This window comes from Streptomyces anatolicus (assembly GCF_019400875.1).
Taxonomy (GTDB): Bacteria; Actinomycetota; Actinomycetes; order Streptomycetales; family Streptomycetaceae; genus Streptomyces; species Streptomyces anatolicus.
In genome coordinates, this window is the sequence record NZ_WMBF01000345.1 from 1 (window position 1) to 6697 (window position 6697).

General features: G+C 70.1%; 8 protein-coding genes. 2 read left to right on the forward strand and 6 right to left on the reverse strand.

All coding sequences use genetic code 11. From position 1 onward, the window contains the following. Positions 1–45: 45 nt before the first annotated feature. The 5 genes from GKQ77_RS24315 to GKQ77_RS24335 form a co-directional block, all read right to left on the reverse strand. Positions 46–1629 (reverse strand): ABC transporter substrate-binding protein, encoded by a 1584-nt coding sequence (locus GKQ77_RS24315; RefSeq protein WP_219691063.1) that lies wholly within the window; start codon positions 1627–1629, stop codon positions 46–48. 251 nt (positions 1630–1880) lie between these two features. Next, positions 1881–2636 carry an SDR family oxidoreductase gene (locus GKQ77_RS24320; protein WP_219691064.1) on the reverse strand — a complete coding sequence of 252 codons (756 nt, stop codon included), beginning with the start codon at positions 2634–2636 and terminating at the stop codon, positions 1881–1883. 17 nt (positions 2637–2653) lie between these two features. Continuing rightward, the gene (gene fabG, locus GKQ77_RS24325) at positions 2654–3415 is read right to left on the reverse strand and encodes a 3-oxoacyl-ACP reductase FabG (RefSeq protein WP_125511435.1); all 762 of its coding nucleotides are present in this window, start codon (positions 3413–3415) and stop codon (positions 2654–2656) included. Positions 3416–3550: 135 nt separating this feature from the next. Next, positions 3551–3934 carry a DUF3037 domain-containing protein gene (locus tag GKQ77_RS24330; protein WP_219691065.1) on the reverse strand — a complete coding sequence of 128 codons (384 nt, stop codon included), beginning with the start codon at positions 3932–3934 and terminating at the stop codon, positions 3551–3553. Continuing rightward, a complete protein-coding gene (locus GKQ77_RS24335; RefSeq protein WP_219691066.1) occupies positions 3931–4722 on the reverse strand; it encodes a HipA family kinase in 792 nt (263 codons plus the stop codon). Before GKQ77_RS24335 ends, GKQ77_RS24330 begins: the two co-directional genes overlap by 4 nt. 114 nt (positions 4723–4836) lie before the next feature. On the opposite strand from GKQ77_RS24335, the gene GKQ77_RS24340 reads away from it, so the two are divergent. Then, positions 4837–5289 carry a Rieske (2Fe-2S) protein gene (locus GKQ77_RS24340; protein WP_219691067.1) on the forward strand — a complete coding sequence of 151 codons (453 nt, stop codon included), beginning with the start codon at positions 4837–4839 and terminating at the stop codon, positions 5287–5289. 26 nt (positions 5290–5315) lie between these two features. On the opposite strand, the gene GKQ77_RS24345 is transcribed toward GKQ77_RS24340, so the two are convergent. Continuing rightward, a complete protein-coding gene (locus tag GKQ77_RS24345) occupies positions 5316–5957 on the reverse strand; it encodes a cysteine hydrolase family protein (RefSeq protein WP_219691068.1) in 642 nt (213 codons plus the stop codon). Between the two features lie 204 nt (positions 5958–6161). On the opposite strand from GKQ77_RS24345, the gene GKQ77_RS24350 reads away from it, so the two are divergent. Then, positions 6162–6629 carry a pyridoxamine 5'-phosphate oxidase family protein gene (locus GKQ77_RS24350; RefSeq protein WP_219691069.1) on the forward strand — a complete coding sequence of 156 codons (468 nt, stop codon included), beginning with the start codon at positions 6162–6164 and terminating at the stop codon, positions 6627–6629. Positions 6630–6697: the final 68 nt, after the last annotated feature.

Consider the following 6697-nt stretch of genomic DNA (forward strand, 5'->3'; position numbering starts at 1 on the left):
GTACGAAACCCCGCCCCCATCTCAACAAGGAGCGCGCAAAACCTGCTACCAGCTGGTCTTGCGCTGAAGCTCCCACATCATCATGATCGCCGAGGGATCGAGCGCGCGTTCGCCGCCCGCGATCTCCTCGCTGGACATGATGTACTGCTTGCCCTGCCAGAGCGGCAGCAGCCTGACGTCGTCGACCAGGATCTCCTGGGCCCGCTCGAAGTCGTCGATCACCGCGCCCCGGTCGGTCTCCCTGCGCTGGCGCGGCAGCAGCTCGTCGGTGATCTCCTTGGAGACGTAAGGCGTGTTGAGCACGTTCTTCGGGCCGACGAACGGCGCGATGAAGTTGTCCGCGTCGGGGAAGTCGGGGAACCAGCCGCGCCCGAAGACGGGGTACTCGCCGTTGCTGTAGCCCTCCTGGAACTCGGTCCACGGACGGCTCTTGATCGTGATCTTGAAGAGGCCGGACGCCTCCAGCTGCCGCTTCAGCTCGGCGAACTCCGCGGCGGTGGCCGATCCGTAGCGGTCGGAGGTGTGCCAGAGGGTGAGCGGGACGGGCTCGTTGATGCCGGCGTCGGTCAGGATCTTCCTGGCCTTGGCCGCACTGGGGTTTCCGTAGTCGTCGAAGAAGCCGGTGGCGTGGCCCGTGAGCCCCCTCGGCACCATCGAGTACAGCGGCTCGACGGTGTCCTTGTAGATCTTGTGGGCGAGGGCCCCGCGGTCGATCACCTGCGCGAAGGCGCGCCGGACCGGCAGCTTCCGCGCCCAGGGGTCCTTGGTGTTGAAGACCAGGTAGCGGATCTCGGTGCCCGCGCCCTCGACGAGTTCGATGTCCTGCTCGCGCCTGCTCTTGCTCTGCATGGCGACGATGTCCTCGGAGGCGAGACCGCGGAAGGTCACGTCGATCCGGTTGTCCTTGAGGGCGTCGACCATCGCCGACGACTTCTTGAAGTAACGGATGGTGACAGCGTCGTTCTTGACCTCGGCCGCGCCCTTGTAGTGACTGTTCTTGACCAGCTCGGCCTCCTGGTTCGGCGTGTACGCCTCCAGGGCGTACGGCCCGGAGCCGGTGATCTCGTTGCCCTCGCGGAGCTTGTCCGCCGGATAGTCGTCGGGGTTGACGATCGACATGGCGGGCGTCGCGAGCACGAACGGGAAGGTCGCGTCCGCCTTCTTCAGGCGGAATATCACGGTCCGCTCCCCCTTGGTGCGGACCGTGTCGAGCGAGCCGAGCAGCCCCACCGGACCGCCCTTCACCACACCCTTGGCCTCGATCGTCCGCATGCGGTCGAAGGAGTACTTGACGGCCGCCGCGTCCAGCGTGTCACCGTCGGAGAACTTCAGCCCCTCGCGCAGCTCACAGCTGAAGACCGTGTTCGAGGCGTCCGTGAACTCGCAGGACTGCGCGGCGTCCGGCTCGGGCTCGGTGGCCCCCGAGGGGAAGCTGAGCAGCGTCTGGAAGACGTTCCGGTACAGCTCCCAGGAGCTGTCCCAGGCCTTGGCCGGATCCAGGGTGCTCGGCGCGCTCATCGTGCCGACGGTGATCCGCTCTTCCTCGTCCGGCCCTTCGGCGGACAACACCCCGCAACCGGAGAGCAGGGACATCGACGCGAGCGCCGCCAGCCGGCGCCGACCCCTCATACGCTTCACGGCGGGAACTTCACTGAACACGCGCACGCTCCTCGATCGGCCATGCCATGGGATCGGCAGACAATATCGCAGCGCCCCGCCGGGCCAACTGCTGGCGCCGACAGGGCACTTGGTGCGCGTGTACGTCTCTTTTGACCGCCTAACCAACGGTTGTACGACCTTCTTCGGCCGACGCCCGCTTGGGCAGCCTCTGTCAGGCGGAGCCCGCTTGAGCAACCTTCGTCAGCCGACGCCCGCCTTCGTCAGCCGACGCCCGCATTGAGGAAGATGCCGCCATCGACCACGAGCGTCTGCCCGGTGATCCAGTCGGACTGGCTGGAGGTGAGGAACGCGGCCGCGCCGCCGATGTCCTCCGGCACGCCCAGCCTGCCGAGCGGATAGGAGGCGGCCGCCTCGGCCTCGCGGCCCTCGTAGAGCGCCTGGGCGAACTTGGTCTTGACGACGGCGGGCGCGATGGAGTTCACGCGCACCTTCGGCGCGAACTCGTGCGCCAGCTGGAGGCTGAGGTTGACCATGGCGGCCTTGCTCATCCCGTACGCCCCGATGAAGGGCGAGGCGGAGACGCCGGCGACGGAGGCGATGTTCACGATCGCGCCGCCGTTCTCGCTCTGCCAGGCCCTCCAGGTCTGCTGGGCGAAGCCGAGCGCCGAGATGACGTTGGTCTCGTACACCTTGCGCGCCACGTTCAGGTCCAGCTCGGCGATCGGCCCGAAGACCGGGTTCGTGCCGGCGTTGTTGATCAGGAAGTCGACCCGGCCGAACGCCTCCATCATGCGTGCGACGGCGGCCGCCTGGTGGGCCTCGTCGTGGGCCTTGCCCGCGACGCCGATGACCCGGTCGGAGCCGAGCTTCTCGACGGCCTCCTTGAGGGCGTCCTCGTTGCGTCCGGTGATGCAGACGCGGTCACCCCTGGCGACCAGGGCCTCGGCGATGCCGTAGCCGATGCCGCGGCTCGCGCCCGTGACGAGCGCGGCCTTCCCACTGTCCTGCACAGCCATGATCTCCGCCTTCCGGGTCAGTTGAGCGGGCCGCCGGCGACGTACATGACCTGCCCGGAGACAAAGCCCGCGGCGTCGCCCGTGAAGAAGGCGATGGCGTTGGCGATGTCCTCGGGACGGCCGACGCGCTGCACCGGGATCTGGGTGGCGGCCGCCGCCTGGAACTCCTCGAAGTCCATGCCGACGCGGTCCGCGGTGGCCTTGGTCATCTCGGTGACGATGAAGCCGGGGGCGACGGAGTTGGCGGTGACGCCGAACTTGCCCAGCTCCTTGGCCAGGGTCTTGGTGAGGCCCTGGAGACCGGCCTTGGCGGCGGAGTAGTTGACCTGGCCGCGGTTGCCGAGCGCGGAGGACGAGGAGAGGTTCACGATACGGCCGAAATTCGCGTCCACCATGTGCTTCTGCACGGCGCGGGACATCAGGAACGCGCCGCGCAGGTGCACGTTCATGACCGTGTCCCAGTCGCTCGCGCTCATCTTGAAGAGGAGGTTGTCGCGGAGCACACCGGCGTTGTTGACGAGGATCGTCGGCGCGCCCAGCTCCTCGGCGATGCGGGCGATCGCGGCCTCGACCTGGGCCTCGTCGGACACGTCGCAGCCGACGGCCAGCGCCTTGCCACCGGCCGCGGTGATCCGCTCGACGGTGTCCTTGCAGGCGGCCTCGTCGAGGTCGATGACGGCGACGGCGCGGCCCTCGGCGGCGAGCCGTACGGCCGTCGCCGCGCCGATGCCCCGCGCCCCTCCGGTCACGACCGCGACGCGCTGCTCAGTGGTGGACATGCTGGTTCTCCTCGCCCTTGGGATGCGGCTCCACGGTACGCCCGATGAGTGAGCGACCGCTTAGTACCTTCAGCTGGACGAGACGCTAGAAGCCCTGGCACCGGGTGTCAACGGCGTGCGGCCAGCTGTGACGCGTTACCTCACCAACAGCTCCAGAAGACGGTTCACCTCGGACTCGGGGTCCGCCGTGAGGCCGGTGTGGACCGGGCCAGGCTGGACCACCGTGGAGCGCGGCGCGATGAGCCAGCGAAAGCGCCGCCCCGCGTCGTCGCGCTCGGCCTGCCCCGCGGCCGCGCCGCCCTCGCAGATCCGCTCGACGGCGCCGAGCGCGGCCCTGACGCCGGCGACGTCGGCCGCCGGGTCGAGCGCGAGCAGCTTGGTCTCGTCGAGGTGGGTGCGGGCGGCCACGAAGGCCTTGGCGCGGCAGTAGACGACGACGCCCGCGTTGAACTGCTCGCCGCGCTCCACGCGCGGGACCACACGCACCAGCGCGTACTCGAAGACGTTCCGCTCGGTCACTTGGTGGCACCCTTCGGCCGCGGTTCGCCGAGGGCGATCCGTTCGTGAATGGTCTCGGCGCGCGGCAGCAGCGCCGCCACGTGGGCGCGGCGCACATCGTCGGGGCCCTCGAAGCCGGGCTCGTCGACGAGCCACGCGTCGGGCACCTGGGCGGCGATCCCGGTGAGCAGTTCCTCGGTGACGAGCGGGGCGAGTTCGGCGGCGGCCGATGCCACGTCGGGCCCGTAGGGGGCGAGTACGTGGTCCGAGGCGTCGTACGCCCGGCCCGTCGCGGTCTCGACGGTGCGCCAGTTGTGGTGCCAGATCAGGCTCGCCCCGTGGTCGATCAGCCACAGCTCGCCCTGCCACAGGAGCAGGTTCGGGTTGCGCCAGGACCGGTCCACGTTGTTGATCAGGGCGTCGAACCAGACGACGCGGCCCGCCTCGACCGGGTCGATCTCGCATGCGAGCGGGTCGAAGCCGAGCGCGCCCGAGAGGAAGTCCATGCCGAGGTTGAGGCCACCGCTGGACTTCAGGAGTTCCTGCACCTGCTGGTCCGGCTCGCCGAGCCCGATCACCGGGTCGAGCAGGATCTGGACCAGTCTGGGCATCCGCAGCCCCAGGCGCCGCGCCAGCTCCCCGCAGATCACCTCCGCGACGAGCGTCTTGCGGCCCTGTCCCGCGCCGGTGAACTTCATGACGTACGTCGCGTGAGCGCCGTCGGCGTCGGTGGCCTCGACGACGCCGGGCAGCGATCCGCCCTCCCGCAAGGGCGTGACGTAGCGGACCGTGGTGACTTGGGTGAGCATGGGGCCAGGTTACTTCCGCGAAGGGCCCGGGTTGCTTCCGCATCCGATGCGCCCGATCACCGGGAAATCGCCCGCCGTTTGAACGCGGCGGACCGCGGACCCGTACCACCCGGCATGACGACTTCCGAAGAAACCGTCTCCGGGCCCCGCCGCCGCACCGTCGTGGCCACCATGGGTGCCGCGGGGCTCGCCGCCGCCCTGACCGCGTGCGGCAGTGACGACAAGGGCGACTCCGAACCGGCGGGCGCGCAGGCCCCCGAAGGCGGCGAGGGCGCCGCCGGGACCGTGCTGGCCAAGACGGCGGAGATTCCCGTGGGCGGCGGCAAGATCTTCAAGGACGAGGGGGTGGTGGTCACCCAGCCGACCAAGGGCGAGTTCAAGGCCTTCTCGAACTTGTGCACCCACAAGAAGTGTCCGGTGACGAGCGTCGAAGGAGGCACCATCAACTGCGCCTGCCACGGCAGCAAGTTCGCCATCGCCGACGGCAGCGTCAAACAGGCTCCCGCCCCCGGGCCGCTGCCCGCTGCGGAGATCTCCGTGGACGGCGACTCGATCAAGCTGGCTTAGGCAGAGCGTGCCTACGTAGAGCATGCTCAGGCGCGGCGCGGCCGCTTCCAGGCGCCGAGTACGTCCTGCGTACTGGTGATGGTGGCGACGAGCGCGAGCGTGTTGCGGACCATCGCGGGGGTGTAGTCGGCCGGCACCCCCGCGATGGCGTCGGCGGGTACGACGGCGGTGTAGCCGAGGTTCACGGCGTCGAACACGGCGTTGGGGATGGCGACGTTGGCGGAGACCCCGGTGACCAGGAGGGCGCGGCAGCCGAGATTGCGCAGCAGCGGGTCGACATCGGTGCCCGCGAGGGGCGACAGGCCGTGCAGACGCCGTACGACGAAGTCCTCGTCGGCCACTTCGATCGGCGGCGCGATCCGTACGGCCCTGGTGCCCGACAGCTGCTGCACGGGGAGCCGTTCGGCGGCGCGGAAGAGCCGGGCGTTGTGGCTGGCCCCGCGCCCGTCCGGCCGCCGCTCGGCGACGGCGTGCAAAACCTGGACGCCGCTCCGGTGGGCGGCGGACACGAGCCGCGCGACGTTGGCGAGGGCGCCGGACGACCGCGCCTCCTTGGCGAGTTCGGGCAGCGCGCTCTCGGTGCCGACGACGCCCTGCTGGCACTCGACCGTCAGCAGCGCCGTGGTGGCCGGGTCGAGGATCTCCCTGAGCTGTTCGTACGACGGCATGGTTCCCCCTGTCGCGCTCGTGCCGGACACCCGGACACCCGGCCACCGGCGGCCGGCGGCCGGCGGCCGGCCGGCCGACTCCCCGGAATCCGCGCGAGGCTAACGGCCATTGCGTCACGAAGGAAGAGCCCCCATCCTTTCCTGACGCCCAGTCAGCCGAGCGCGGAAGCCAAGCAGCGCGCGGAACACCACTCGGGAGGACACATGGCCGTCACCCAGCGCCGGGGCCGCAGGATCATGATGACGCCGGAGGAACTCGACGCGTTCCTCGCCACGGAGCGCACCTGCCGGGTGGCGACGGTATCCGCCGACGGCGCCCCGCACGTCAGCACGCTCTGGTTCGCCTGGGACGGCACCTCGCTGTGGCTGTACTCGATCACGCGCAGCAGGCGCTGGGCCGATCTGCGCCGGGACGGGCGGATCGCCGTGGTGGTCGACACGGGCGAGGAGTACGGCGAACTGCGCGGCGTCGAGCTGTCGGGCACCGTGGAGTTCGTCGGGGAGGCCCCGCGCACGGGCGAGCCCTGCCCCGAACTCGACGTTCCGGAGCGATTGTTCGCCCGCAAGCTGTTCGGCCTCGACGAGATGCCGCACGACGGCCGGCACGCGTGGCTGCGGCTCACTCCGGACGCGATCGCCTCGTGGGACTTCCGCAAGCTGGCGGGGCTCTAGCCGCTCTCTTCCAGGGCCGCGCGGGGCACCCCCCGGCCTCCTCTCGAAACCCCCTACCGCAGCCCCGC